27 protein-coding genes and 1 pseudogene are annotated in these 23,586 nt (G+C 57.4%); 21 read left to right on the top strand and 7 right to left on the bottom strand.

Features of this window, described 5'->3' with window-relative positions; all coding sequences use genetic code 11:
- Window positions 1-65: 65 nt before the first annotated feature.
- The gene (locus Q0K43_RS11075; RefSeq protein WP_297290583.1) at window positions 66-425 is read left to right on the top strand and encodes a helix-turn-helix domain-containing protein; all 360 of its coding nucleotides are present in this window, start codon (window positions 66-68) and stop codon (window positions 423-425) included.
- A 57-nt stretch (window positions 426-482) separates the two neighbouring features.
- Here Q0K43_RS11075 and Q0K43_RS11080 read toward each other — a convergent pair whose 3' ends face one another.
- Together Q0K43_RS11080 and Q0K43_RS11085 are read right to left on the bottom strand one after the other, a co-directional pair.
- The gene (locus tag Q0K43_RS11080) at window positions 483-2,447 is read right to left on the bottom strand and encodes a protein kinase domain-containing protein (protein WP_297290584.1); all 1,965 of its coding nucleotides are present in this window, start codon (window positions 2,445-2,447) and stop codon (window positions 483-485) included.
- Window positions 2,444-2,854, bottom strand: coding sequence for a helix-turn-helix domain-containing protein (locus Q0K43_RS11085; protein ID WP_297290585.1), 411 nt, complete (start codon window positions 2,852-2,854; stop codon window positions 2,444-2,446). Before Q0K43_RS11085 ends, Q0K43_RS11080 begins: the two co-directional genes overlap by 4 nt.
- Before the next feature lie 345 nt (window positions 2,855-3,199).
- Here Q0K43_RS11085 and Q0K43_RS11090 point away from each other — a divergent pair, with 345 nt between their 5' ends.
- From Q0K43_RS11090 to Q0K43_RS11115, 6 genes are all read left to right on the top strand, one after another.
- Window positions 3,200-4,618, top strand: coding sequence for a sodium:solute symporter family protein (locus Q0K43_RS11090; protein WP_297290586.1), 1,419 nt, complete (start codon window positions 3,200-3,202; stop codon window positions 4,616-4,618).
- A gap of 33 nt (window positions 4,619-4,651) precedes the next feature.
- Window positions 4,652-5,047 carry a phenylpyruvate tautomerase MIF-related protein gene (locus tag Q0K43_RS11095; protein ID WP_297290587.1) on the top strand — a complete coding sequence of 132 codons (396 nt, stop codon included), beginning with the start codon at window positions 4,652-4,654 and terminating at the stop codon, window positions 5,045-5,047.
- 46 nt (window positions 5,048-5,093) lie between these two features.
- Complete coding sequence (locus Q0K43_RS11100) at window positions 5,094-5,660, top strand: flavin reductase family protein (RefSeq protein ID WP_297290588.1); 567 nt, start codon at window positions 5,094-5,096, stop codon at window positions 5,658-5,660.
- A gap of 152 nt (window positions 5,661-5,812) precedes the next feature.
- Window positions 5,813-7,222 (top strand): dipeptidase, encoded by a 1,410-nt coding sequence (locus Q0K43_RS11105; protein ID WP_297290589.1) that lies wholly within the window; start codon window positions 5,813-5,815, stop codon window positions 7,220-7,222.
- On the top strand, window positions 7,219-7,728 hold the full coding sequence (locus Q0K43_RS11110; RefSeq protein WP_297290590.1) for an L-2-amino-thiazoline-4-carboxylic acid hydrolase: 510 nt from the start codon (window positions 7,219-7,221) through the stop codon (window positions 7,726-7,728). The genes Q0K43_RS11105 and Q0K43_RS11110 overlap by 4 nt, the downstream gene beginning before the upstream one ends.
- A gap of 32 nt (window positions 7,729-7,760) precedes the next feature.
- Window positions 7,761-9,038 carry a serine dehydratase subunit alpha family protein gene (locus tag Q0K43_RS11115; protein WP_297290591.1) on the top strand — a complete coding sequence of 426 codons (1,278 nt, stop codon included), beginning with the start codon at window positions 7,761-7,763 and terminating at the stop codon, window positions 9,036-9,038.
- 12 nt (window positions 9,039-9,050) lie between these two features.
- Here the strand turns inward: Q0K43_RS11115 and Q0K43_RS11120 are convergent, their stop codons facing one another.
- Entirely contained in the window at window positions 9,051-9,977 is a 927-nt protein-coding gene (locus Q0K43_RS11120; RefSeq protein WP_297290592.1) for a LysR family transcriptional regulator, read from the bottom strand.
- A 164-nt stretch (window positions 9,978-10,141) separates the two neighbouring features.
- Here Q0K43_RS11120 and Q0K43_RS11125 point away from each other — a divergent pair, with 164 nt between their 5' ends.
- From Q0K43_RS11125 to Q0K43_RS11155, 7 genes are all read left to right on the top strand, one after another.
- Window positions 10,142-11,098 carry a CoA transferase subunit A gene (locus Q0K43_RS11125; RefSeq protein WP_297290593.1) on the top strand — a complete coding sequence of 319 codons (957 nt, stop codon included), beginning with the start codon at window positions 10,142-10,144 and terminating at the stop codon, window positions 11,096-11,098.
- An 11-nt stretch (window positions 11,099-11,109) separates the two neighbouring features.
- A complete protein-coding gene (locus Q0K43_RS11130; RefSeq protein WP_297290594.1) occupies window positions 11,110-11,871 on the top strand; it encodes a CoA-transferase subunit beta in 762 nt (253 codons plus the stop codon).
- Between the two features lie 62 nt (window positions 11,872-11,933).
- Complete coding sequence (locus Q0K43_RS11135) at window positions 11,934-12,122, top strand: 4Fe-4S dicluster domain-containing protein (protein ID WP_297290595.1); 189 nt, start codon at window positions 11,934-11,936, stop codon at window positions 12,120-12,122.
- A gap of 3 nt (window positions 12,123-12,125) precedes the next feature.
- Window positions 12,126-13,256, top strand: a complete 1,131-nt coding sequence (locus tag Q0K43_RS11140) for a 2-oxoacid:acceptor oxidoreductase subunit alpha (protein WP_297290596.1) — start codon at window positions 12,126-12,128, stop codon at window positions 13,254-13,256.
- Entirely contained in the window at window positions 13,256-14,068 is an 813-nt protein-coding gene (locus tag Q0K43_RS11145) for a thiamine pyrophosphate-dependent enzyme (RefSeq protein WP_297290597.1), read from the top strand. Before Q0K43_RS11140 ends, Q0K43_RS11145 begins: the two co-directional genes overlap by 1 nt.
- Before the next feature lie 2 nt (window positions 14,069-14,070).
- Window positions 14,071-14,631 carry a 2-oxoacid:acceptor oxidoreductase family protein gene (locus Q0K43_RS11150; protein ID WP_297290598.1) on the top strand — a complete coding sequence of 187 codons (561 nt, stop codon included), beginning with the start codon at window positions 14,071-14,073 and terminating at the stop codon, window positions 14,629-14,631.
- A 36-nt stretch (window positions 14,632-14,667) separates the two neighbouring features.
- Window positions 14,668-16,197 (top strand): sodium:solute symporter family protein, encoded by a 1,530-nt coding sequence (locus Q0K43_RS11155; RefSeq protein WP_297290599.1) that lies wholly within the window; start codon window positions 14,668-14,670, stop codon window positions 16,195-16,197.
- A 201-nt stretch (window positions 16,198-16,398) separates the two neighbouring features.
- Here the strand turns inward: Q0K43_RS11155 and Q0K43_RS11160 are convergent, their stop codons facing one another.
- Entirely contained in the window at window positions 16,399-17,766 is a 1,368-nt protein-coding gene (locus Q0K43_RS11160) for an MATE family efflux transporter (protein WP_297290600.1), read from the bottom strand.
- Between the two features lie 385 nt (window positions 17,767-18,151).
- Window positions 18,152-18,595: a GNAT family N-acetyltransferase gene (locus Q0K43_RS11165; RefSeq protein ID WP_297290601.1), complete on the bottom strand. Its 444-nt coding sequence runs from the start codon at window positions 18,593-18,595 to the stop codon at window positions 18,152-18,154.
- Between the two features lie 144 nt (window positions 18,596-18,739).
- On the opposite strand from Q0K43_RS11165, the gene Q0K43_RS11170 reads away from it, so the two are divergent.
- From Q0K43_RS11170 to Q0K43_RS11195, 6 genes are all read left to right on the top strand, one after another.
- Window positions 18,740-19,666 (top strand): helix-turn-helix transcriptional regulator, encoded by a 927-nt coding sequence (locus Q0K43_RS11170; RefSeq protein WP_297290602.1) that lies wholly within the window; start codon window positions 18,740-18,742, stop codon window positions 19,664-19,666.
- Complete coding sequence (locus Q0K43_RS11175) at window positions 19,653-19,973, top strand: TfoX/Sxy family protein (RefSeq protein WP_297290603.1); 321 nt, start codon at window positions 19,653-19,655, stop codon at window positions 19,971-19,973. The genes Q0K43_RS11170 and Q0K43_RS11175 overlap by 14 nt, the downstream gene beginning before the upstream one ends.
- A 2-nt stretch (window positions 19,974-19,975) precedes the next feature.
- The gene (locus Q0K43_RS11180) at window positions 19,976-20,611 is read left to right on the top strand and encodes a GyrI-like domain-containing protein (protein WP_297290604.1); all 636 of its coding nucleotides are present in this window, start codon (window positions 19,976-19,978) and stop codon (window positions 20,609-20,611) included.
- A gap of 32 nt (window positions 20,612-20,643) precedes the next feature.
- Window positions 20,644-21,039, top strand: a complete 396-nt coding sequence (locus Q0K43_RS11185; RefSeq protein ID WP_297290605.1) for an SRPBCC family protein — start codon at window positions 20,644-20,646, stop codon at window positions 21,037-21,039.
- Between the two features lie 72 nt (window positions 21,040-21,111).
- A complete protein-coding gene (locus tag Q0K43_RS11190; RefSeq protein WP_297290606.1) occupies window positions 21,112-21,621 on the top strand; it encodes a helix-turn-helix domain-containing protein in 510 nt (169 codons plus the stop codon).
- Window positions 21,622-21,660: 39 nt separating this feature from the next.
- On the top strand, window positions 21,661-22,074 hold the full coding sequence (locus Q0K43_RS11195; RefSeq protein WP_297290607.1) for a DUF3788 domain-containing protein: 414 nt from the start codon (window positions 21,661-21,663) through the stop codon (window positions 22,072-22,074).
- A 40-nt stretch (window positions 22,075-22,114) separates the two neighbouring features.
- Here Q0K43_RS11195 and Q0K43_RS11200 read toward each other — a convergent pair.
- Window positions 22,115-22,375, bottom strand: a pseudogene (locus Q0K43_RS11200) (TipAS antibiotic-recognition domain-containing protein); the annotation flags it as partial.
- A 12-nt stretch (window positions 22,376-22,387) separates the two neighbouring features.
- A complete protein-coding gene (locus tag Q0K43_RS11205; RefSeq protein ID WP_297290608.1) occupies window positions 22,388-22,777 on the bottom strand; it encodes a hypothetical protein in 390 nt (129 codons plus the stop codon).
- Window positions 22,778-22,999: 222 nt separating this feature from the next.
- Between Q0K43_RS11205 and Q0K43_RS11210 the strand changes: the two genes are divergently transcribed.
- Complete coding sequence (locus Q0K43_RS11210) at window positions 23,000-23,560, top strand: flavin reductase family protein (RefSeq protein WP_297290609.1); 561 nt, start codon at window positions 23,000-23,002, stop codon at window positions 23,558-23,560.
- Window positions 23,561-23,586 lie beyond the last annotated feature (26 nt).

A 23,586-nucleotide genomic window follows, 5' to 3' on the forward strand; every position in this document is an offset into this window, starting at 1 on the left:
CAATATATTGTTTTCGTCAAGCAACGCATTGGTTAAACTAATGACGGGAGGTGATCAAGCAGCTCATGCGCCAAAAGAAAGCCATCAATGTGGAAGTGGGCCGCCGGATACGGGAGGCCCGGGAGGCTGCCGGCCTGACCCAGGAGCGGTTTGCCGAGCTGATCGGCATCTCGCCCCAGAACATCTCCTGTGTGGAGCGGGGCCTGGCCGGCGTATCGCTGACGGTACTGCGGAGGATGTGCGAGATCCTCCATGTGTCCAGCGACTCCCTTCTGATGGGCGGATGTGGGGCCAATCATGCAGAAGCCATTGCCCACCGCCTGGAAAAACTCCCCCCGGAGCAATTCCGGGTGGTACAGGAGGTCATCAACGGTGTGTTGGAATTGACCGCCCTGCCCGACCAAAGTAAAGGACCGGAATCGTGATGATGGTATCACGGTTCCGGTCCTTTTTGGAATGCAGATCTGCACAATCTGCCGGAATCAGTAGGTCCGCAGCTGGAAGGTATGGCCGGGACAGGACGCCTCCACCAGCGCCGCCTGTCCCTGGGGCACCACCACCACCCAAAGGGCGGGCAGCTGATTCAGGGGCGAGAAATCGGTGACCGCCAGATCCTCCAGCTGTACATAGTTCAGCTGAGGCAGTCCCGCCAGCGGGGACAGATCGGTAACAGCATTGAATCCAATGGACAGGGTGTACAGGCGGGTGAGGGATTCCACCCCCTCCAGACTTTCCAGGCTGCCCTTGTGGATGCCCAGCACTTCCAGCCCGCTCATGCCGGCCAGGGCTGTGAGATCCGGGGCGTAGTAATCTCCGATGCCCAGCGATTTCAGATCGGTAAGGGTACTGGCCGCCGCCACGGCGTCCTCATTGGGGTCCCAAAGCTGCAATTCCTCCAGCGCGATCTGTCGGGTGAGGGGCTCCCAGCTGCCGTCCTTTGGTATGGTCAGCCTCAGGCTCAGCTTGCGCAGGGTAAGTCCATCCAGAAAGGACAGGCTGTCCACCGCCCCGATGCCCGTGCTGCTGCCCCCCTCCACAGCCAGGGTTTCCAGCCGATTCAGTCCGGACAGGGCGCTGTAATCGGTGCCGGGATTGCCCCCCAGATACAGGGTCTCCAGCTCCGTCAGGGTGCCCAGAGGGGAAAAGTCCACAATCTGATCCTCGCACAGGGCCAGCGTGGTCAGCGGTAAGCCCTCCAAAACAGAAATGTCCCTGATTTCCTGACGGCAAAGATACAGTTCCTGGAGGTTTGGCATATAGCCCAGAAGCTCCAGGTCGCTGTCGGTGATGTCCCCCAAAGGCTGATCCCCCTGGTACTCATTGCCGATAAAACAGCCGATCCGGTAGTCAAAGCTCTGCTCCTGGTCAAAGGTACGCTCCCCCACAGCCGCCAGACGGCGGATCTGAGACAGCTGGTCGTAAGTGATCTCTCCCTCCGCCTGTCCCAGGGCCTGCCGTACAGCGGCCTCCATCGTGCGGGAGGTAAATGTAACCGCCTGCACCTCGGGGGAAGGTGCCGGGCTTTCCACGCCCGCCGGATGGAGCGGAGGCGCTCCGAACCGAGATACCCCCATTCCCACAGCCGCCGCCAGGGCCACTGCCAGCACCGCAGCCCCGATGATCCGCCTGCGCTGCCGCCGGGGCATTTGTCCCGCCAGCGCCGCGGAAAAGGAAGCGGAATCCTGAAACCGATCTTCCGGTGAAAACGCCACCGCTTTCTCCAGCACATGGCGCAGATGGGGAGAGACTTCTTTGGACTCGGCCAGACTGTCCCTGTCGTATTGCCCGGTCAGAAGCCAGATCAGAGTCATACCAAGGGCATAGAGGTCGGTACGCTGGTCGGTCTGAGCGTAACCGTACTGCTCCGGGGCGGCGGTGACCCGGGTACCCATGTGGCGGGTATCCGTGTCCTTACCGCCTTTGAATTGCCGGGCGGTACCGAAGTCCAGCAGTCCTACGCCGCCGTCGGGCAGGAGCATGATGTTCTCCGGCTTGATATCCCGGTGGATCACCGGCGGCTGCTGGTCGTGCAGGGTCCCCAACAGGGCGCACAGCTTCTGCCCCAGTGAGACGCACAGCGATTCCGGGCAGTGTTCTTTCCCCTCCCGCCACTGGGTCAGGGTCTCGCCGGAGAGATAGGTACGAAGGAGATATCCTGTTCCGCCTTCTTCAAAGCAGTCCACAGGCTCCGGCACCATCCCCGGCAGGAGAGGGGCCAGCTTTTCCAGAATGCGGTATTCTTCCGCCAGGTCTTCCTTGTGGGCCGCGGTCATTTTCAGCACAAAAAACCTGTTGTCGGCCTTGCCGCGCAGCCGCAGAACCAGGCGTCCATCCTCCTTGCAGGCCAGACAGGACTCCGCCTCATATGCCGCAAGGATACGGTCGGGCAGCGTTATATGCTCGGGAAGAGGGGTAAATTCAGCTAAAAAATGATCGTGAGCATTCACTCCAGCCCCTCCTCCCCCAATCCGGCCAAAAGCTCCTGGGTTTCGTCCGCGGTCAGGTTGTGGGTCAGGCCATACAGCACCGCCGCGTCCCTTCGGTTGCGGGCATACAGCGGCTGACGCTCCGCGATTTTCAGCAGCCGCTGGGTTCCGGCTTCCCCCAGTTTCAGCAGCAGGGCCAGCCTGAGCAGGAAATTCCGGGTTGGTTTTCGGGTGCCGTTGAACAGCTGGTATCCATAGCTGCGGTCAAGCCCGCACGCTACCACCACATCCTGCACCGAGCGGTTGTGGCGGCGCAGAAGTTCCCGCAGGTATTCCGCCAGGGTGGGGGCGGTGAAGGTATCTTCCATCAACAGGGAAGGCGTCTGGCTCTGCTGAATTTGATGCTCCAGTTCCTGCGTGGATTTCATGGGTTACCGCCTCCTGTCACAAATTATGATTCATTATGGCAAATACCCTTTTGAAAGTCAATAGCAGGAAGGCATTGCATATTTTTACTCCTATCCTCATGCCGGTCAATCAAAAAATTTGAAGTATACCATCGAAAAGGGTCGTTTTACATGGGGCGTGAGCCTTTTTATAATAACATCAGGATCACTCGTACGGGTTTTACAAACCATGCTGCCGCAGCAGATGGAGAGATATTCACATTCTGCACGACAAATTGGGAGGGGGGAACGCCATCGTCAAAATCCAGACCAGGCTGTCGCGAAATTCCCAGAGATAAACCAGAAAACTATCAGGGAGGAAGGGAAATGAAATACTTACTTTTTATTCTGGCATATCTATTGGTCGTTGTTCTGTATGGACTGTACATCTCCAAGAAAAAGGTTAAAAAAAGTAAGGACTTTGCAACAGGCGGCCAGAGTCTTCCCCTTATCATTGTTCTAGGAACGCTGATCGCCACCTGGTTTGGCGGCGGCAGTATCACAGGTTGTTCCAACATCGTGTATACCCGCGGCATCATTCCGGGACTGGTCTACCAGTATGCAACACCCATTGGCCTGATTTTGGTGTTCCTGCTGGCCGGACGGATCAGAGCGACGGAGGAGACGTCCATTGCCGGCTTGTTTACCCGGCGATACAACAAAGTTGCCGGTATTCTGGCCACCATTTTTATTGTGCTTTCCTACATCGGTACGGCGTCCTATCAGTTCAGCGGCGCCGGTTATATTCTGAACATCACCACTGGTATCCCGGCGGAGATCGGTACCATCATTGCCGCAGTGATCATCGTACTGCTCTGCGTTTCCGGCGGCCTGATGTCGGTGGCGTATACCGACGCCATCAGCGCGTGTTTCGTGTTCATTTGCTTTATCATTGCGATTCCCTGCCTGCTGATGCAGAGCGGCGGCTTTGGGGGCCTGGTCTCTCAGATCCCCGACAGCTACTTTACCTGGAGCGGCGGAACCGGCAATGCCTCCACCACGTGGGGTGTTCTGATTGCAACCAGCGTGCTGGCAATGGGCGACCAGAACCTGTTTATCCGCTTCGCAGCTTCCAAGGATCGGAAAACGGCGAAAAAGTCCGCGGGCCTTATGATCGGCGGCTGCCTTGTTCTGGGTACGATGGTGGTTCTGCTCGAGTCTTTTGCCATTCCTTATCTGAAGGACATCGCCCCCGACACCGCTCTGATGATGGTGGCCATGAAGCTGCTGCCCTTTGGTATCGGCGCAATGGTGCTGGCCGCCTGCGTGGCCTTCCTGGTTACCACCGGCGACTCCTACCTGTTGTCCTCCGCCATGACTTTGGATCAGGATCTGATCGTTCCCTATATCCTGAAGGACCGTGAGCGCAGCGATAGGCAGAACATGATCCGCCTGCGTCTGCTGGTGGTGGGCGTCGGCGTGTGCGCCTATCTGCTGATCTCCCAGTTTACGGATATCCTGGGGATCATCATGTACGCCTATACCGTTTATGCGGCTGCCATTACGCCCTCCCTTGTCGCGGCCCTGCTCTGGAAGCGGGCCACTTCCGCCGGCGCCGTGGCCTCCATCTGTATCGGCGGCGTCACCGCGTTGGCTTGGGAGCTGTTCCTGAAAAACACCGTGGGCAACGGCCTGGACGCATCTTTGATCGCAGTTCCTGCCTCTGTCGCAGCCCTCATTATCGTCAGCCTGCTGACCAAGGCTCAGCCTGAAAAGGTGCTGAAGCTGGAGGAGTCGGAAGGGTAACCACCTGTGTAAAACGAAAAGGAGGATATGAGCATGCCTAGTGTCCAAATCATGACAAACGTTTCCTATTCCAAGGAGACAAAAGACGCCGTGCTGCGCAAGTTCAACCGGGTCATGGTCGAGGTCGCCCATAAGAACGAGGAAGCCGTGATGGTTACCCTCCAGACTGTGGACGGCACGATGGGCAACACGGAAGAGCCGTTTGCCTTTATCGACGTGCGCAGTATGAATGGGATCGAACACAAGATGAACAACGACGTATGCGTGGAAATGACCAAGATCATGGAGGAAGCCTTTGGCATCAATCCTCTGCGCCTGTATATCACCTTTACCCGGGTCCCTGAGACCTGCTGGGGGTTGATGGGAGGTATCGCGATCTGGGATGCCAAGACGCGGGTTTGGGTCGTCAACGGCGAACCCTGCAAGTGACCGCAACGGCTTCGTTTTTCCCTGAACAAGAATCGGAGGTTTTATTATGAAGAAGAACATCGGCGCCCATGCTGTTATGGCTCCCATTCCCGCTTTCATTGCCACCTGCGCGGATAAGCAGGGCAATTCCAACCTCATTACCATCTCCTACGGCGGCATTATCAACGCCAATCCTGTTATGGTATACATGTCGGTCCGCGACACCCGGGCATCCTATCCCATGCTGAAGGAGACGGGCGAATTTGTCATCAACATCCCGGGAGAAAACCTGACCAAGGAGACTGATATCTGCGGCATCCGCTCCGCGCGCAACTTTGACAAGTGGGAGCTGACCGGGTTTACGAAGGTGGACGCGTCCATCGTCAACGTGCCGATGATCAAGGAATGCCCCGTCAATATGGAGTGCGTCACCCGGCACATTATCAAGCTGGGTTCTCACGACATTTTCCTGGCCGAGGTGGTTGCCACCCATGTGGATGAGGAATTCCTGGACGAGAAGGATAAGGTAATCATCGAAAAGATGCGCCCCTTCGGTTTCTGCTACAATTCCCAGGACTATTGGACGCTGGGTGAAAAGATCGGCCACTACGGCTGGGCCAATAAGGCTGACTAATACACAAAACGAGCCCCATCCGGGCAGGCGACAATATGGTCTGCCTGCCCGGATGGCCAACAAATCAACAGATTTCTGCCACGCCTGCAAGCTGCCGGGTGTTGGAACTGTGTTGATTTGCTTTTGTGGTTTTGAGAAGGAGGGGAACTGCCGTGGCGGAAACGTATACTTCGGATCTTTTTCAAGACGCAGCGGACAACCTGGAGCGATATCTGGAGGAGCTATGTGAGTTTTTGCGGATCCCCGGCATCAGCGCCTGCCCGGACAGCGGCCAGGCGATGGCAGAGTCCTGCCGGTGGTTTCTGGAGAAGCTGGAGCGCATGGGGTTTTCCGGTCAACTGTGCCAGACGGAGGGCTGGCCGGTGGTACTTGCGCGATACGAGTATGGCCCGTCAGCCCCCACGCTTGTCATCTACGGGCACTATGACGTGCAGTCTCCGGAGCCGCTGGAGAAGTGGATCACCCCGCCCTTTGAACCCACCGTAAGAGACGGGGCCCTCTATGCCAGAGGGGTGAATGACGATAAGGGGCAGGTCTACACCTACCTTGCGGCGCTGGAGAGCTACCGGAGGTGCCGGGGAGATATCCCCCTCAACATCACCTTTGTGGTGGAAGGGGAAGAGGAGGTCGGCAGCAAGGGGCTGCTGAAGCTGCTCCGGGAAAGGCCGGAATGGTTCCGGGGCGATATGTTCCTGGTCTCAGACAGTTCCATGTTTTCCAAGGAGCTGCCTGCCGTAACGTGCGGGTTCCGCGGGATCATGGCGATGCAGATCCAGTTGCAGACCATGAAGCAGGATCTCCATTCAGGGCTGTTTGGCGGCATCGTACGCAATGCGCCGGAGGTGCTGGTGCAACTGCTGGCCAAGTGTAAGGATGAGGAAGGGCGCGTTCTGATCCCGGGCTTTTACGACCAGGTACGGCCTCTCTCCCAGCGGGAACGGGATACATTGGCCCGGCTGCCCCAGGATGAGGAAAAACTGGCTGAGCGCATAGGGGCACCCCGGCTGTACGGAGAGACGGGCTATACGGCGGCGGAGCGGAAATGCGCCCGCCCAACCCTGGATATCAATGGGATCTGGGGCGGCTATCTTGGCGAAGGGTCCAAGACGGTGATCCCGTGCGTGGCCTCTGCCAAACTCAGCGCCCGCCTGGTACCCGATCAACGCCCTGAGGAGATCTACGCCAAATTTGAAGCATTTATCCGAAGCCAGCTGCCCCCTGATGTCCAGGTGACGATGGAATATCAATTTGGTGCGATGCCTGTTTTGATCGATGATTCCGACCCCAACGTCCAGCTGGCTGCCCACGCCATCGAGATGGGATTTGGAAGGGAGCCTGTACTGATCCGCTCCGGCGGGACCGTTCACATCATCAGTGAGATCAAGGAGCGGCTGGGCATCCCATCCATCCTGATCCTGGGATGGGGACGGCCGGAAAATGGGTCCCACGCGCCCAATGAACATTTCTATGTGGAGGATTTTGAGAAAGCGGTTAAGAGCCTCTGCGCGCTGTTTGCACAGCTGGCGGAGCCGAGACCCAATGAGGAAGGGAGCGCCCTATGAGCCGAGAGCAAAACACCTGCGTTGAGGATGTCCGTATCATGGCGGAACGTCTGGCGTTTCTCCATTATGCGTATGCAAAGACCATAACGGAGCATCTGCCCCAGCCGCTGGCAGACCAGCTGATTGAGGCGGCGATTGACGCCTATGGCAAGCTGGCGGCAGATTCTGTGATGAAGACGCTCCATGCCCAGGGGCTGGAACCGGTGGTGATGAACTATAAATACGGCAAAGACCTGCCCTCCGTGGGCTGGGATTATGAGCCGGCCGTCATGCCGGAAGACAAGCCCTACGGGAAGGTGAGCAAGATCACCCGCTGCCCCCTGGCGGAGACCTGGAAGGAGCTTGGGGAGGAAGGCAAACGGCTGGGACGCCGCTATTGCCATGTGGATCAGGCAAAATACAAAGCCTATGGAAAAGGTTACCGCTGCGTCCACGACAAAAACACGTTGGATGGGGACGACTGCTGTATCATCCGCGTGGAACTGGACGGCCCGGACGACCGATAAACAAATCTAGGACTGGAGGAAGCGGTAGAACTATGGAGATATCAGACGCGCTCTACCAGACGTATGGACAGATCCTGCGTGAAGAACTGATTGAGGCAATGGGTTGTACCGAACCTGTCTCACTGGCCTATGCCGGGGCCACCGCCAGGGCGATCCTGGGCGGCCTGCCCGAGCGGGTCGTACTGGGAGTCAGCGGCAATATCGTAAAGAATGTAAAGAGTGTAAACGTACCCAATCTGGGGGGACTGAAGGGCCTCCAGGCGGCCGTTTCCGGCGGGATCGTGGCGGGCGATGAAACGGGCGTTTTGCAGGTGCTGGCCCACATCACCGCCGAGCAGCGGACACAGATAGCGGACTTTTTAGAAAAATGCCCCATTGAGGTACATGTACTGGAGACGGGTTCTGCGTTTGAAATTGATTTGACCCTCTTCCGGGCGGAAGAAAGCGCCCGGATCCACATGAAGGACTATCACACCAATATTGTGGCCTTAGAAAAAAACGGCGTATCGATTTCCGATACGCCGAAGGCGGAATCCACTCCACAGGCAGCCCGGTCAAATCGCGACGGGCTGACGGTACGGGGAATCCTCGAGTATGCTTCCATGGTAAACATTTCGGAGATCCAGGATCTGCTGGATCTGCAGATTGCAGACAATATGGCCATCTCCTCAGAGGGACTGTCCCACAAGTGGGGGGCCTGCATTGGGAGCGTCTTGTCGGAAAGCAGAAGCCCCGACTTGCGCCTGCGTTGCAGCGCCGCCGCTGCCGCCGGCTCGGACGCAAGAATGAGCGGTTGCGAGCTGCCGGTGGTCATATGCTCCGGAAGCGGGAACCAGGGGATCACCACGTCGGTTCCGGTGATCGTATACGCCCGGCAGACGGGCTGTTCTCAGGAGCGGCTTTACCGGGCCCTGGTGGTCAGCAACCTGCTGACCATCCATCAGAAACAATACATTGGCGCGCTGTCCGCATTCTGCGGCGCGGTAAGCGCAGGGGCCAGCGCCGGCGCGGCCATCGCCTGGATGGATACAGGCAGTTATGAAGCTGTGTGCCACACGCTGACAAACGCGCTGGGCATCGCCTCCGGCATGATCTGCGACGGGGCCAAACCATCCTGCGCGGCAAAAATCGCCACAGCGGTTCAGGCGGGCCTTCTGGGCTACGACATGTACCGCAACGCCAGCGCATTTCACGGCGGAGAAGGCATCCTGGCCGATGAGATCGAAACCACCATTCAAAATGTGGGAAAAGTGGGCCGGGAAGGTATGCGGGAGACGGATCGGGAGATTCTGCGCCTGATGACCTGCTGAGATCTGCGGCCGTTAGATATCGTCGGGACCGCCGGAGCCCAGGACATCGTTCTCCTCCCATTGCCATTTTACGAGGTCCAGCAGCCCCTGCATCTGCGGGGTGATCCACTTGTTTTTGTGGTAAAAGACGTTGGTGAAAAACGGGAGGGAATATCCCACCACCGGCAAAATTCTGACAGTGCCCTTTAGTACGGTCCGCCGCACCATATAGAGCGGCAGGAAAGAAATCCCCAAATTCTGACGGATCAGATCGATGATCAGGCGGGAACTTTCGGTCTGGATGGGGTAATCCGGGTGTATTCCGTATTGAAGCGCCAGTTCGTTGAGCTTTTGCTGCAAAAAGGAATTTTCGCCGGTGACAATGATCGGATACTCTAAAATTTCTTCCACGGGAATGGAACTGCGCTTACTGAGGGGATGATGAGGCGCGGCGATAAAGACGGCCTCCTCCGGATGGCTGTATACACGGACGCAGTCCAACGTGTCCAGCTGGCTGCCAATGGTAAAAATAACATCCACGGAGTTATGCCTGAGCATATCAAACAGCGGTTCCGTGATCGCCAGACGGATTTTCACATCCACCTTGGGATACCGCATGCGATACCTTTGGATCACATCCAGCAGCAGGGAACTCATGATCGATTCCACGCTGCCGATCCGAATGGTTCCCTGGATATCAGAAGGGTCATGCTGCTTGATGCTTAAAATGTTTTCCTCCAGCTGCATGGCCTGGTTGGCGTAGGTCAGCAGTTGCTGTCCATAGGGTGTCAGTATGTTTTTCCGCCCAATCCGCTCAAACAGAGGAACGCCGATCTCGGCCTCCAGCTGTTGAATGTGGGTGGTAATTGCGGACTGGACATAACCCAGCTCCTGGGCGGCCTGCGTAAAATTCCCCAGCTCTGCGGCCCGCAAAAAGCTGAGTAGATTGCGAAACTCCATATCAATCCCTTCATTTCAAACAAACGGCACACCTGAATAGACATATGTAACTAATAATATATGAAAAACGTCAAGTGATGTCAAGAGCGCAGAAAAAGGGAATTTTTTCTATAAATTTGCTATACCGAGGTCATAGACTGTGGCAACCACAGGAAGGTGATAGTTTGAAAAGAGGAAAAGTAGTAACTGCCGAGGAAGCGATCCGCACCTACCTGCACGCAGGAGATTGCCTCGCTCTGGGGGGGTTCTCCACCAACCGACGGGCTTATGCTCTGGTGCGGGAAATCATCCGTCAAGGCGTGAGGGATCTGACCGTTGAAAGCGGCGCGGCGGGCGGCGACGTGGACATGCTTGTGGGCGCGGGCTGTGTTAAGGCGATCAATATCAGTTACATAGCCAACTCCGGCTTTACAATGGTCTGCCGTCGATTTCGGGAGGCGGTGGAGCAGGGGAAGCTGCCGGCGGAGGACTATTCCCTTGATGTACAGACCATTGCCTATCATGGGGCGGCACTGGGCCTGAGCTATGTCCCGGTCAGGAATATGGTGGGGTCGGATCTGGAACACAAGTGGGGGATCTCTGACGAGCAGCGAAAGGACTTCCCCAAGCTGCCCGCCAAAAAGTTCATCCTTCAGGAGGACCCGTTTCATCCCGGCACTCAGCTGTGCCTGATCCCCACACCCAGGATTGATGTGGCGTGTATCCATGTGCAGAAGGCCAGCCCCGAGGGCATTTGCCGCATCGAGGGGGCGGAATTTCAGGACGTGGATATCGCGCTGGCGGCAGCCCACACCATCGTATCCTGTGAGGAACTGGTCAGTGACGAAGAGATGCGCCGGGAGCCGGACAGAAACACCATTCCGGGGACGTGTGTGGACGCGGTTGTTCCCATCCCATACGGGGCCCACCCTTCCCAGTGCTGCGGGTACTATGACTACGATCCGCAGGCCCTTCAGGAATACGACCGGGTCAGCCGGACACAGGAAGCGTTTGACCGGTATCTGGAAGAGCAGGTGCTGATCAGCCATGAGGCATATTTGAGCCATATCGGGGACGAGCAGCTGCGCTCCCTTCGGACGGACCGGTTATATGGATATGCCGTCGGGCTGCGCCGGAGTTAGGGGGAAAGGCAATGGACTACACACGCAAGCAGATGATGGCGGTCGCGCTCTCCCGGGAGATCGAGGACGATAAGCTATACATCATTGGCACAGGCTTACCCCTGATCGGAGCGGCTCTGGCAAAGCGTACCCACGCGCCTAAGGCGCGGCTGCTGTTTGAAACCGGCATCCTGGACGGAGATCCACAGGAGGTCCCTACCAGCGTTTCGGATCTGCGTCTGAATTACCAGGCGGCGATTCTCTGGCCCCAGTACCGTTATTTCGGCTTTGAGATCCTGGCGGCTGAACGGGGACAGATTGAGGCCGGCTTTTTGGGCGGGGCGCAGATCGATCCCTACGGCAACTTGAATTCCACATGTATCGGTGATTATGCAGCGCCTGTGACCCGGTTTTCCGGCTCCGGCGGCGCCAACGGGATCGCCACATTCTGCGATACGGTTATCGTGATGAAACATGAAAAGCGCCGTTTTGTCCAGCGGGTAGACTATTGCACCAGCCCCGGCTGGATCAACGGGCCGGACGGACGGCGCAGCATGGGCCTTCCGGAGGACAGGGGGCCGCGGGCGGTTATCACAGAGCTGGGGGTTTTCCGCTTCGGAGCGGACAAACGCATGTACCTGGCCGAGCTGTTTCCCGGCGTTACCCCGGAGCAGGTGGTGGAGAATACGGGCTTTCCCATCGACGTCACCAGGGCGGTACCGGCCGCGCCCCCAAGTGAAGCGGTTCTGAAAACGCTGGTGGAAGAGGTGGATCCGCATCATCTGATGACCTGAGTGTTCCTGAGGCGTATCCCTCCGGTATCCGGGCTTTAGAAAGGAAAGAGATGGAGAATGGTATGAAACAAATTACGATCCATAGAGATTGGTGCAAGCAGTGCGGGATCTGTGCTTCGTTTTGCCCCAAGAAGGTACTTGAACTGGTCAAGGGCTATCCGGAGGCGGTGCGCCCGGAAGACTGTATTGGGTGCATGCTGTGCGAAATGCGTTGCCCTGACTTTGCCATCAGCGTCAAAACGGAGGATTGAGTCATGGGAAAGATTCGGTTTATGCAGGGAAATGAGGCAATGACGGAGGGCGCAATTGCCGCCGGCGCCCGCTTTTATGCAGGCTATCCCATCACGCCCTCTACCGAGGTGGCGGAAACCTCCGCCATACGCCTGCCGCAGGTGGGCGGCGTGTACATCCAGATGGAGGATGAGATCGGGAGTATTGCGGCCCTGATCGGCGCCGCCTGCGCGGGGAAAAAGGCCTATACGGCCACAAGCGGTCCCGGTTTATCCCTGATGGCGGAAAACCTGGGGGTGGCGGTCCTGGGCGAGGTGCCGTGCGTCATTATTGACGTACAGCGTTCCGGGCCAAGCACCGGTATGGCTACCAGGCCTGCCCAGGGCGACGTGATGCAGGCCCGCTGGGGCACCCACGGAGATCATGCCATGATCGCGCTGGCCCCCTCCTCCGTGCAGGACTGCTATGATCTGATGAGAACGGCCTTTGCCTATGCGCAGCGGTATCGGACGCCGGTTATTTTCCTGGCTGACGAGATCATCGGTCACTTGCGGGAGCGGTGCGTGATCCCGGATCCTGAAGAGATTCCCCCTGCGGAGCAGCCTGATGCCATCGGGAACTTGCAGGAGTACCGCCCTTATGATCATACCAACGGGTTGGCACCCCTGGCCGCTTACGGAAGCAAACATATCTTTAAGATAAACGGAAGCATGCATGACCAGATGGGCCGCCCCTGTGCAGATCCCCAGAACGCCGATCAGGTCATCCGCCATCTCAGCGAAAAGATCGAAGGGGCGAAAGACGAAATCACTTTGACCCGCGCATACCGTATGGAAGATGCATCGTATGTCCTCATTGCCTACGGCGGGACGGCCCGCTCTGCGCTTTCGGCAATGGAACTGGCGCGGGCGGAAGGCATTCCGGTTGGCGTCCTCCAGCTGGTTACCGTATGGCCGGTGGCTGAAAAAGAGATTGACGCCGCACTGGCCCAGGTGAAAGCCGTTGTGGTTCCGGAGCTGAATCTGGGCCAGTTCATCGGGGAGGTGCGCGTACGCAACCGGAGGAATATCCCGGTGGTGGGGGTCAACCGCGTGGATGGGAAACCCATCGAACCGGCAGAAATTCTGGAGAAACTCCGAGAGGTGATGGCGTAATGCTGCAAGATTATTTGCTGGAAGAGAATCTGCCCCATTTTTGGTGCGCCGGCTGCGGAAGCGGCATTGTGCTGCAGTCCCTGCTGCGGAACATTGATAAGCAGGGCTGGAAGCGGGAGGACACGGTGGTTGTGACCGGCATCGGATGCTGGGGCAAAGCGGACGACTATATCAAAACCAATACGTTTCATGGTACCCACGGCCGTGCGCTGGCCTTTTCCACCGGGATCAAGCTGGCGAATCCCGACCTGCATGTGTTCACCCTCATGGGTGACGGCGACGGGATTACCATTGGCGGCAACCACCTGATCCATGCGGCCCGGCGGAATATCGACCTGGTGGCGATCATGGTAAACAACCTGAACTACGGCATGACGGGCGGCCAGTATTCCGGGACCACCCCCAGAGACGCCATCACCAAGACCTCTCCCTACGGCCATATAGAAACCGGCTTCGATGTCTGCCGCGTGGTGCAGGCGGCGGGCGGGAGTTTTGTGGCCCGCGGGACTGTATACGACGTGGTGCAGCTCAACAAGCTGATAGAGCAGGCAATCGCGCACAAAGGATTTTCCTTTGTGGAGGTCATATCGCCCTGTCCGACGCATTTCGGCCGCTCCAACCACATGGCGGCAGCCGTTGAAATGATGCGCTGGATCAAGGAACAGACGGTGCCGCTGGCCCGGGCGGCGTCCATGTCCCCGCAGGAACTGGAGGGGAAATTTGTCACAGGCGTTTTTGAAAACAGCCAGCGTGAGGATTACTCCACCGCCTATCAGCGGGTTGTTGACCGGTTGAAAGGGGAGGCGGGATAAGCGTGAAAAAGGAAATCATTATCAGCGGCGTGGGCGGCCAGGGGCTGATCTTATGCGGAACCTTGTTGGGGGAAGCGGCTGTGATCCACGACAAGAAGTACGCCACCCTCTCTTCGGAGTACGGCGTGGAGACCCGCGGAACCTTTGCCAAGTCGGACGTTATCATCAGCGACCGTGAAATTTACTTCCCGGACGCCACCCAACCCAACCTGGTCGTCTGTTTGGCACAGGCGGCTTATGCCCGCTATTCCGGAGCCGTTCCAAAGGGGACGCTCCTCCTGTATAACGCGGATGAAATAACCGGAGATCCGGCCCGGGCGGGATGTGAGTGGGGGCTCAGCCTGACCAGTATGGCCCGGGCGCAGGGAGCTGCGGCCACCATCAATATCATCACATTGGGGATCATTGCGGGGATGACGGATACGGTCACCCTTGCAGGCGCCAAAGATGCGGTGGAAGAATTCTTCTCTCCCAAAGGCCAAAAGATCGTACAGATGAATCTCGGGGCCCTTGAGCTGGGATATCAGACGGGTATGCAGCTGCGGCGTGCCGCATCTGCGTGAGAGAAGGCGGCAACAGGGGGAGAGGAACGATCAATCATGGCGTATACAGTTTTAGGTATGCTCATTGTGTTGGCCGTCCTGATCGGGATCGGAGTTCTGTCCGGACGAAAGGTACAGGATAGCGGCGACTTTTTGACGGGAGGAGGCAAAGCAAGCTCCTTCCTGGTTTGCGGAGCGATTATGGGAAGTCTGGTGAGCAGCCAGGCCACCATTGGCACCGCGCAGCTGGCCTTCCATTATGGGCTTGCCGCATGGTGGTTCACACTGGGATCAGGCATAGGGTGCCTCATTTTGGCCCTGGGATATGTGAGGCCGCTGCGCCGGAGCGGCTGCGTGACTGAATTGCAGATCATTTCCCGTGAGTATGGCGCCGGCGCAGGCAGCCTGAGCTCCGTGCTGAATGCAGTGGGTATATTTATCAGCGTTCTGGCCCAGGTAGTGGCCTGTACCGGTTTGATCACCATACTTCTCCCCCAAATACCGATGGCGATAGTGGTCCTGCTGACCATCGCCATTATGTGTATCTACGTCATATTTGGCGGAACATGGGGGGCCAGCATCGGCGGAGCGGTAAAGCTGCTCCTGCTCTATGGGGCGGCTATCCTGTGCATGGCCTATGTCCTCATCGCTGCCGGCGGTTTCCAGGGCCTGTACGATCAGCTGGTCCGACTGTTGGCGGAAACCGATCTTGGAATGAGCCAGGAACTGGCCGGCGGGCTCAATAACCTGGAGACGACACAGGATGTCTCCCAGCGATTTTTTAGTCTGGTTGCCCGGGGTGCGGCAAAGGATATCGGTTCAGGCATATCCCTCCTGCTCGGCGTACTTTCCACACAGACTTACGCACAGGCTGTGTGGAGTGCGCAGAGCGACCGGAAAGCGCGGCGGGGCGCGCTGCTGAGCGCCTGCCTGATCCCGCCCATTGGAGTGGCAGGAATCTGCATCGGACTTTTTATGCGCACACACTACCTGACCCAGATGGAGGTGGATGTGCTGACCTCCCTTGGAGCCAACGTGCCGGATCTTCCGGTGCTGGCATCCACCATCCAGGTGTTTCCCAGCTTTGTCCTCAACCATCTCCCGCCACTGATCGCCGGTATCATTTTGGGTACGCTGTTTTTAACGGTGATCGGCGGAGGAGCAGGGCTGTCCCTTGGCATGGCCACGATCATGCTGAAGGATATATACAAGCGAGTAACCAACCGGATCAACAGCCCGGCCAAAGAGCTTGCTGTCGTCCGGGTAACGATTGGTGTGATCCTGCTCGCCGCAGGAGTAATCGCCATTGCCGTGCCGGAGAGTACCATCAACGATCTCGGCTTTCTGTCAATGGGGCTGCGAGGTACGGTGGTATTTCTGCCTCTCAGCTGCGCCCTTTGGCTGAAGGGCAGGATAGCGCCCGTGTGTATTCTGGTGTCCATTGTACTTGCACCGGTGGCAGTGCTGGTTGGGAATTGGATGACCCTGCCTTTTGATGCGCTGTTTTTGGGCATGCTGGTTTCACTGGCCTGCTGTGTGGTGGGGTGGGTCCTTGGACGAAACGCCGGCAGGAGCCGAAGGATTTGACAGGATAAAAACGCTCTTTAACAGAGCAACTTTTCCGGAAAGTTTGAGACATCAATACCTCCCTCTGAAATTCAAGGTTTTCAGAGGGAGGTATTTTTTGCTTTGTGGCGTTCAAGATAGGAACCGCCCGTTTGAATGACCTCCAAATTGGCCCGGACCCGTTTCCCCGGTCAGCCCCATCACCGCAACTTTGCATGCACTTCAGATTCCTTTCCTCAAAGCCTCATGCACCAGCGTTTTTCTTTCCCAGATTTTGCTTTTGAAGTAGATGAGTCCAACCAGGGCGGGCAGGATGGGCGAAAGGGCCTGGCCCAGATAGATTCCGGGAAAGCCCAAGGAGAGGGAAAAGGCCAGCAGCCACCCCACCGGCAGACGAACGGCCACCGCGTCCAGCAGGGCATTGACCATGGCTACATGGGCCGCGCCCACACCGATGGCAAAGGAATCCAGCGTGTACATGGCGGCATAGACAAGGCTGTTAACCCCGCAGCACAGGCGCAGATACAGCACGCCAACCTGGATTACCTCCGCTCTGGTGCTGTCAAACAGGCGGATGAGAGGTTCCGCCAGAAGCTGGACTGTCACAACCACCACCCCTGTGACCGCAAGGTTCAGCAGCAATCCGGATCGCACCACCTGACGGGCCCGCCGGATCTGGCCGGCTCCCATGCACTGGCCCACCATGGCGGTAATTGCCTGGCCAATGGCCCAGCAGTGCATTCCGGCAAAGGTGTTGATCTTCAGACCTACGCCGGAGGCAGCGGCCACTGAGGTGCCAAATGGATTGAGCATCCCCGTCACCAGCAGGTAGGCTGTGTTTACCACCACCATTTGAATGGCGGCGGGCAGGCCCACCTTCAAAATAGCCAACAATATTTCCCGGCGGAACTCGATCTTCCTGAGGGAAACGCTCCGCTGAAGCCGCCGCAGATAGACCAGCGAGCTTACAAAGGAAACGCCCTGGGCAGTGATCGTGGCCCATGCCGCGCCGGCCGTGCCCATGGAACACGGCCCTACCAGTAGCACATCCAGCAAAACATTGAGAATCGTGGCGACTCCTACAAAAAGGAGGGGCGTTTTGGAATCGCCCAGGCCTTTTAAAATGGAGCAAACTGTGTTGTAGCCAAAGACGAATACGGTCCCCCAGCAGATGATCTCCATATAGCCGCAGGCATCCGGATAGGCCTCCGCCGGAACATCCAGCGCCCGGAACAGAGACTCATAGACGGCAAGACCGAGCATGGTAACCACAACGGAGGCTGCCAGCGACAGGAGAAACAGCATTCCGATGGTGTCACGCGGTCCCTTTTGGTCGCCCGCCCCCTTGTACTGGGCCACCAAAACGCTCCCGCCCATGGTCAGGCCGATACAAAGGGAATTGATGATAAAGCACAGCATGGAGGCATTGCTGATGGCGGCCAGGCCGGTTTCGCCTACAATTTTTCCCACCACCAGCATATCCACCACATTGTAGAGGGCCTGCAGCAGATTGGACAGAAACAGCGGGAAGGCGAACCAAATCAGCTTTTTCGGTACGCTCCCGGTCAATAAGTTTTGTTCTTGGGTCATGTAACCATCTTCCTTTCAAAAAAGACAGAGGGCAGCACAGTGCGGTGCGCCCTCTGTTCCATCGCCCCTGAAATGGGCATAACAAAAGGCCGCGGACAAAACATCGTCCGCGGCCCAAAATAAACCATCTTGTCCTGTCAGTCTGCAAAAAGGGTACAACAGCCAAAGGCAGTGATTTCCTGCCCTGGCCTCCCGGTTTTACAGATTGACAGTCCGAAAAGGCTCCGCACAATGTTTTGTGGTATCCATTTGTACGGAGCCAAAATCAATACAGAATTTCCCGAATAACATCGTGCTCACCTCGCTTTGCTATTGTAAATCCTACACCATGCACCGCTGCCTGTCAATATCCGTCATGCCGGTGACAGCGGCCTGCTGTGTATGTTTATAGTTCCCTCTGCAGGCATATCATGTCCATCAGCCGCACCCCGCACTCATAGATGGGGTGGTCGTAGTGGTCGATAAAAAAGTCCTTGATCAGATGGTGCCTGTGAAAGCCGCAGGCTTCATAAAACGGGATGGTGGACGGGCTGTCCCCAGTGCCCACCTGCAGCGCCGTATACTGCTCCTTGTAAGTTCGGACAAGGAACCCTATCATGGCTTTTCCGTAGCCTTTGCCCTGAAAGCCAGGCGCCACGGCGATGTTTTTCAGCTCCAGAATGCCATTTCCTTCATCGGTCACCACGCATTCAGCCTTAATGCCATCGTCCTCCAGCACATACATGGTTCCCCGCTCCAGATAGCGGTCGACCATGTCCTCCTGCTCGTCGGCCAGCAGCAGGAGATCCAGGTATCGTTTTTTGTCCGTTTCCACTTTTCTGATTTCCATAGGTGATCCATCCTCGCCTGACGGTCTTGGTGGGACTATGATACCATACGGCATGAGCCTACGCAATTCTTTGAGAAACATGACACACAGTTGTCGTGTTCCTGTGCTATAATGCAAACAGAAATGCGAAAGGCGGTGCGTCCCATGAAGATGGAGCGGCTCATCGGCATTCTGTCCATCCTGCTCCAGCGGGAGAAGGTCACCGCTCCCGAGCTGGCAGAGCAGTTCGAGGTATCCCGCCGAACCATCCAGCGGGACATTGAGTCCCTGTGCCGGGCGGGCATCCCCATCGCCACCGCCCAGGGTTCCGGGGGCGGCATCTCCATCATGGAGGGCTACCGGCTGGACCGGACGGTACTCACCGCCCCGGAGATGCAGGCCATTCTGGCGGGACTTAGAAGCCTGGACAGCGTCAGCGGTACCCGGCGCTATGCCCAGCTGATGGAAAAGCTGTCTGCTGGGACGGGCGGATTGGTGCCGGGCGGCGCCCACATGCTCATCGATCTCTCCTCCTGGTACAAGACCAGCCTGCCGCCCAAAATTGAACTGATCCAAAGGGCTATGGAGCAGCACCGCGCCATTCGCTTTACCTACTTCTCTCCCAAGGAGGAATCGGTGCGCACCGTTGAACCCTACTACTTGGTGTTCCACTGGTCCACCTGGTATGTGTGGGGCTGGTGCCGGGGCCGTAAGGATTTCCGCCTGTTCAAATTGAACCGCATGACGGACCTCGCTGCCGGCGAGCCCTTTGCGCCCCGGTACGCGCCCCTGCCCGACCTGGAGCCGGAGCGGGTTTTTCCCGTCAAGTATCAGGTCACAGCCCTCTTTGCGTCCACCTGCCGGTGGCGGCTGGTGGAGGAGTACGGCGCAGACCGCTTCACTGTGGAGCCGGACGGCAGACTGCGCTTTACCGGGGGCTTTCCCGATGCGGACAGCGTACTCAGCTGGATACTGACCTTCGGGGACAAGGCGGAATTACTGGAACCGGAAGAATTACGGGAACGGTTGAGGGAACTGACCGAAACACTGGCCCGCCGTTACCGAAAGGGGGATTCGTATGGCCTCTCATAAGGACTTTGTGGACTATGTGGCCGAGCAGTTGCGGGAGGCAGGCGCCATCCGCAGCCGGAAGATGTTCGGCGAGTACGGCCTCTACTGCGACGATGTGTTCTTCGCCGTCATCTGCGACGACCAGCTTTTTATGAAGGTCACCCCGGTGGGGGAGACGGCCTTTCCCAATCTGCCCAAGGCCCCGCCCTATGAGGGAGCCAGGGACTACATCTGGGTGGAGGATGTGGACGACCGGGACACCATGACTGCCCTCACCCGCCTCACCTGTCTGGCCCTCCAGGCCCAGCCCAAGAAAGGGAGGAAATGACCATGGCCTTTGACTACAAGAAGGAGTACAAGGAATTCTATCTGCCCCCCAGAACGCCGGGCATCGTCACGGTGCCCGCCATGAGCTTCCTGGCGGTGCGGGGCCAGGGCGATCCCAATGAGGAAACCGGCGCCTACAAGCAGGCCCTGGAGCTGCTCTACGCGGTAGCCTACACCATTAAAATGAGCAAGATGGGCAAGCACAGGCTGGAGGGCTACTTCGACTATGTGGTGCCGCCCCTGGAGGGCCTTTGGTGGCAGGAGGGTGTCCATGGGGTGGATTACATCCACAAGGAAGCGTTTCAGTGGATCTCCCTCATCCGCCTGCCGGAGTTTGTGACGGAAGAAGTCTTTGATTGGGCCGTCCGGGAGGCCGCGGAGAAAAAGCAGCGGGACTTCTCCAAGGTGGAGTTCTTCCCCTGGGAGGAGGGTCTGTGTGTCCAGTGTATGCACATCGGCCCCTACGACAATGAGCCCGCCACCGTGGCGGCCATGGATGAATACGCCAAATCCCAAGGCTACGAGCTGGATTTCAGCCAGGGCCGGTTTCATCACGAGATCTATTTGAGCGATGTACGGCGGTGCAAACCGGAAAAGCTGAAAACCGTCATCCGGCAGCCCATTAAACGGGCAGAGTGAGGAAGAAGATGGGCGTTGAAGGGAGCATTGGTATGGCAACTTCCAGGGTGACAGAGTATTTTCCTTGCCCGGTGGAGCAGGTGTGGCGGACCGTGACCGACCTTTCCCATACCGCCTGGCGCAGCGATTTGGCTCGGGTGGATATTCTGGACGCAATTCATTTTGTGGAGCATACCAAGAGCGGCTATGCTACTCACTTTACCGTCACGGCCTGTGAGCCGCCGCTGCGCTGGGCCTTCACCATGGAAAACGGCAATATGTCCGGTTCCTGGGAGGGATTCTTCCAGGCAGCGGAGGGCGGTACCCGGCTCCATTGTACCGAAACTGTCAACGCCAAACGCTGGTGGATGCGCCCCTTTGTCCCCGGCTATCTGAAGCGTCAGCAGAAACTTTATTTGGATGATTTGCGGAAGGAATTGCTGAAATAGTCTGTGTTACTTTGCATTGCTTGCGGCAACGGGCCATTCTCCCTACAATGTGAGCGAAAGGAGTGAGCCCACATGTTAAACGAAAACATCAAAGCCATCCGGAAATCCAAGGGCCTTTCCCAGCAGGAGCTGGCGGTTAAGCTGAATGTGGTGCGGCAGACCATCTCCAAATGGGAGCAGGGCCTGTCCGTCCCGGATTCTGATCTGTTGATCTCCCTGTCGGAAGCCCTTGAGACACCTGTGAGTACGTTGCTTGGAGAGACGGTGATGGAGGCGGAGGTGGATGCGGTCAAAGCGCTCTCCGAAAAGCTGGAGATCATCAATTTGCAGCTTGCGCGGAGAAAGGTGATGCGAAGAGCAATCCTCCTTTGGCTGCTCATCGCATTATGCGCCGGCATTGTGATCATTGCCGCGATCTTGTTCGTGGGGAACAGTTTTTACCTGGGATGGGATTACAGTGCCCCGGAGACCGCCGTCATGGGCGTGGCCATTCACGCTTTTGAATGGGGCTTTGTCCGTCTGGCCCCCTTTGCCCTGATTGCGGCGCTGGCGGGCGTTTTTATGACCCGGAAAAGAACATGAAGTATTTTTCAAAAGAAGTAAAGCAGGGAGGCGGCTACTGTGCCTGAGATGGTGCCAAGCGCGGAGCAGATGACAACGTTAGTTGGGAAGCCCCTATATGAGATCTGGACGCAGCTGTGCGCCCGGATCGACGGGAACTATGATATGGAGTGCTTGTGGGGCAGCGGCGGGAAAGCGTGGACCTATGAATATAAATACCGCCGGGGCGGCAAAACCCTTTGCGCACTCTATGCCAGAGAACACCGCATCGGGTTTATGGTCATCCTGGGCAGGGAGGAGCGTTTGAAATTCGAGAAGGACAGGGAGCATTACGCTCCGGAAGTGCAAACCATTTATGATGAAACGCCAACTTACCGCGATGGAAAATGGCTGATGTTTGAGCCGGTGGACACCTCGTTGTTTGGGGATTTTATCCGGCTGCTGGCCATCAAACGGAAACCGAATAGGAAATAGAGGCAGTCCCCCGGTCAAATACCGGGGGACTGCCTTATCCTTATTTTACCCAATACACCACGGCGTCCCGCAAAAAGCGGGCGCAGCCGGACAGATGTTTATCGTAGTAGGCGGTGAACCGCTCGTCCATCACGTAGAGTTCCGCAATCCCCCGGTGCCTGGCCGGATCGTACCGGTTCCCGGTGATGGTGAGCCACCGGCGGTGGAGGGCGGTGATTTCCTTGCCCGCCTCACTCTCCGGGGACAGACCGGCCTGGACGGCGGCCTCCAGACGCTCCTGGATCTTCCGGCCCAGGTCCGTCCACTCCTGATACTACGCCTGGGTCAGGTTCATCACTGCGGCGTTAGCCTCGTCCACCTCTTTGTCGCCATACTTGGCCCGGATCTCTGCTCCGTAAGAAGCTTCGTTGTGGGCTACCGTGCGCTGCTTGAACACCTCAAATTTCTGCTCGTCGCTCATGATCTCGTTCCTTTCTTCCGCTCCGATGGTGTCTCTCACCGACCGGATGAGCTGTTCCAGCCGCGCCAAAAATTCCGCCGCCGGGATCCCGTCCATCTGGGCGTGGTGGAACTGGAAGGACATGGGCGGGGTGGCGCGCAGCCACTTTTTCCGGTATTTGCCCCAGATGAGGAAGGGGTTATTGTAGCATCCGGCGTAGATGTTTACATCAGGGTCACCATGGGCATGGGGGCCTTCATCCACAGCTCAAAGGCCAGCGCCCGGGAGGTGCTTTTTGGATCTACTTCTTTCATGTTGTTCTCCGTCCTGTTTATAAGGTGCGGTTTGGTTGGCCGTGGTAAGTAATCGATATCATACCATAGCGTCTTGCGGTCGGCAACCGATGCCTATGTTGCGAAGCCGGAACTTGTGGTATAATAGTCGCAAAGCAATTTACACACTGGAATATCACAAGGAGGGATTGCTATGCGCAAGAATTTTGGAGCCAAGCCCTGGACCTATCCCCAGCCGGTTTTTATCCTGGCCGCATACGATGAAGACGGCACCCCTAACGCCATGAACGCGGCCTGGGGTGGCATCAGCGAGGATAAAGAGCTGAGTATGTGCATCAGTCAAGGTCATAAAACCACCGCCAACATCATGGCCCGCAAGGCGTTTACCGTGAGCATGGCCACGGCGGAGCAGGCGGTGGCCTGCGACTATGTTGGGATTGAGTCCGGCAACAAGGTGGCGGACAAGGTGGCAAAGGCCGGCTGGCACACCACAAAGTCGGAATTTGTGGACGCCCCCCTCATCGACGAGCTTCCTATGGCGGTGGAGTGCCGCCTGGTGAGCTACGACCCGGAGAGCTGCCGTCTGGTGGGAGAGATCGTCAATGTAAGCGCCGACGAGTCTGTGCTGGATGAAACTGGAAAGATTGACCCGGACAAGCTGCGGCCCATTACATTTGACCCCATCCACAATGCATACCGTGTGCTGGGCGAAAAGGTCGCCAATGCTTTCCAGGACGGTGCGAAGCTGAGGTAATTGCTGAATTTTATCCCGGGCGTGAA

The organism is uncultured Flavonifractor sp. (assembly GCF_944383115.1).
In the GTDB taxonomy this organism is placed as follows: Bacteria; Bacillota; Clostridia; order Oscillospirales; family Oscillospiraceae; genus Flavonifractor.

Bases quoted from the DNA above. Each gene is read 5' to 3' on its own strand.
- Q0K43_RS11130 (WP_297290594.1), top strand. From the start codon at position 11,110: ATGGACTACACACGCAAGCAGATGATGGCGGTCGCGCTCTCCCGGGAG.
- Q0K43_RS11110 (WP_297290590.1), top strand. From the start codon at position 7,219: ATGAGCCGAGAGCAAAACACCTGCGTTGAGGATGTCCGTATCATGGCG.
- Q0K43_RS11135 (WP_297290595.1), top strand. From the start codon at position 11,934: ATGAAACAAATTACGATCCATAGAGATTGGTGCAAGCAGTGCGGGATC.
- Q0K43_RS11140 (WP_297290596.1), top strand. From the start codon at position 12,126: ATGGGAAAGATTCGGTTTATGCAGGGAAATGAGGCAATGACGGAGGGC.
- Q0K43_RS11115 (WP_297290591.1), top strand. From the start codon at position 7,761: ATGGAGATATCAGACGCGCTCTACCAGACGTATGGACAGATCCTGCGT.
- Q0K43_RS11155 (WP_297290599.1), top strand. From the start codon at position 14,668: ATGGCGTATACAGTTTTAGGTATGCTCATTGTGTTGGCCGTCCTGATC.
- Q0K43_RS11075 (WP_297290583.1), top strand. From the start codon at position 66: ATGCGCCAAAAGAAAGCCATCAATGTGGAAGTGGGCCGCCGGATACGG.
- Q0K43_RS11100 (WP_297290588.1), top strand. From the start codon at position 5,094: ATGAAGAAGAACATCGGCGCCCATGCTGTTATGGCTCCCATTCCCGCT.
- Q0K43_RS11145 (WP_297290597.1), top strand. From the start codon at position 13,256: ATGCTGCAAGATTATTTGCTGGAAGAGAATCTGCCCCATTTTTGGTGC.
- Q0K43_RS11085 (WP_297290585.1), bottom strand. From the start codon at position 2,854: ATGAAATCCACGCAGGAACTGGAGCATCAAATTCAGCAGAGCCAGACG.
- Q0K43_RS11095 (WP_297290587.1), top strand. From the start codon at position 4,652: ATGCCTAGTGTCCAAATCATGACAAACGTTTCCTATTCCAAGGAGACA.
- Q0K43_RS11160 (WP_297290600.1), bottom strand. From the start codon at position 17,766: ATGACCCAAGAACAAAACTTATTGACCGGGAGCGTACCGAAAAAGCTG.
- Q0K43_RS11165 (WP_297290601.1), bottom strand. From the start codon at position 18,595: ATGGAAATCAGAAAAGTGGAAACGGACAAAAAACGATACCTGGATCTC.
- Q0K43_RS11190 (WP_297290606.1), top strand. From the start codon at position 21,112: ATGTTAAACGAAAACATCAAAGCCATCCGGAAATCCAAGGGCCTTTCC.
- Q0K43_RS11175 (WP_297290603.1), top strand. From the start codon at position 19,653: ATGGCCTCTCATAAGGACTTTGTGGACTATGTGGCCGAGCAGTTGCGG.
- Q0K43_RS11210 (WP_297290609.1), top strand. From the start codon at position 23,000: ATGCGCAAGAATTTTGGAGCCAAGCCCTGGACCTATCCCCAGCCGGTT.
- Q0K43_RS11170 (WP_297290602.1), top strand. From the start codon at position 18,740: ATGAAGATGGAGCGGCTCATCGGCATTCTGTCCATCCTGCTCCAGCGG.
- Q0K43_RS11185 (WP_297290605.1), top strand. From the start codon at position 20,644: ATGGCAACTTCCAGGGTGACAGAGTATTTTCCTTGCCCGGTGGAGCAG.
- Q0K43_RS11120 (WP_297290592.1), bottom strand. From the start codon at position 9,977: ATGGAGTTTCGCAATCTACTCAGCTTTTTGCGGGCCGCAGAGCTGGGG.
- Q0K43_RS11180 (WP_297290604.1), top strand. From the start codon at position 19,976: ATGGCCTTTGACTACAAGAAGGAGTACAAGGAATTCTATCTGCCCCCC.
- Q0K43_RS11090 (WP_297290586.1), top strand. From the start codon at position 3,200: ATGAAATACTTACTTTTTATTCTGGCATATCTATTGGTCGTTGTTCTG.